Consider the following 704-nt stretch of genomic DNA (forward strand, 5'->3'; position numbering starts at 1 on the left):
CTTGCCTACGGCCTGCTCGATGCGGGCACGGCCTTTGTAGAGTGTCTTGGCGAAGAAGGCCGGCTTCTCCTTCTCATTGGCCTTGCGTGGAATGACGGGAACGATGCCGCGGTCTCGCGCGGCTTGGCGATTGGCCTTGCTGGCGTAGCCCTTGTCGCCGATCGCCGCGCGTGGCTCGACGTCGGGACGGAGGCCGAGCAGGATGGGAAAGTGCGGCGCGTCCCCCTTCTCGCCGCCAGTCAGGTCGAAGGCGATGGGTTGGCCGTCGAAATCCGTCTTCAGATGGATTTTGGTCGAAAAGCCGCCGCGCGAGCGGCCGAGGGCCTGACCTTCCTGCCCCCTTTTGCACCTGCGGCCGACACATGCGCACGCACCACGGTGGAATCGAACATCTGCACCAGATGCGCCGACGATGAGAGCGCGGCGAGGTGGTCGAAGAAGGTTTCGAACACACCCGCCTTGCTCAGCCGGTCGAACCGTTTCCAGACGCTGTTCCATTTGCCGAAGCGCTCCGGCAGCGCCCGCCAGATGATGTTGTGGACCGAGAAATAGTGCAGGGCCTCCAGGAACAGCCGGTCGTCCCGGCCCTTGGCTCCGCGCCGTGGCAGCGAGGCCCGGAAGACCTCCAGCGCCACCGCCCAATCCGTTTCCGTCATCTTCGTGGACATCGCCGACCTCCAGAATCAGTCGGCAATCCATGAATC

2 protein-coding genes are annotated in these 704 nt (G+C 64.3%); both read right to left on the reverse strand.

Annotated features, from left to right (window positions below):
* A partial coding sequence (locus ACFOHJ_RS24825) for a transposase (RefSeq protein ID WP_378225834.1) occupies nt 1–288 on the reverse strand: 288 nt, incomplete at its 3' end.
* Entirely contained in the window at nt 279–668 is a 390-nt protein-coding gene (locus tag ACFOHJ_RS24830) for a transposase (RefSeq protein WP_080918740.1), read from the reverse strand. The genes ACFOHJ_RS24825 and ACFOHJ_RS24830, both read right to left, overlap by 10 nt.
* Nucleotides 669–704: the final 36 nt, after the last annotated feature.

It is taken from the genome of Aquamicrobium soli, assembly GCF_042646345.1.
In the GTDB taxonomy this organism is placed as follows: domain Bacteria; phylum Pseudomonadota; class Alphaproteobacteria; order Rhizobiales; family Rhizobiaceae; genus Mesorhizobium; species Mesorhizobium soli_A.

Coding starts and splice junctions, on each gene's coding strand:
- ACFOHJ_RS24830 (WP_080918740.1), bottom strand. CDS start 668: ATGTCCACGAAGATGACGGAAACGGATTGGGCGGTGGCGCTGGAGGTC.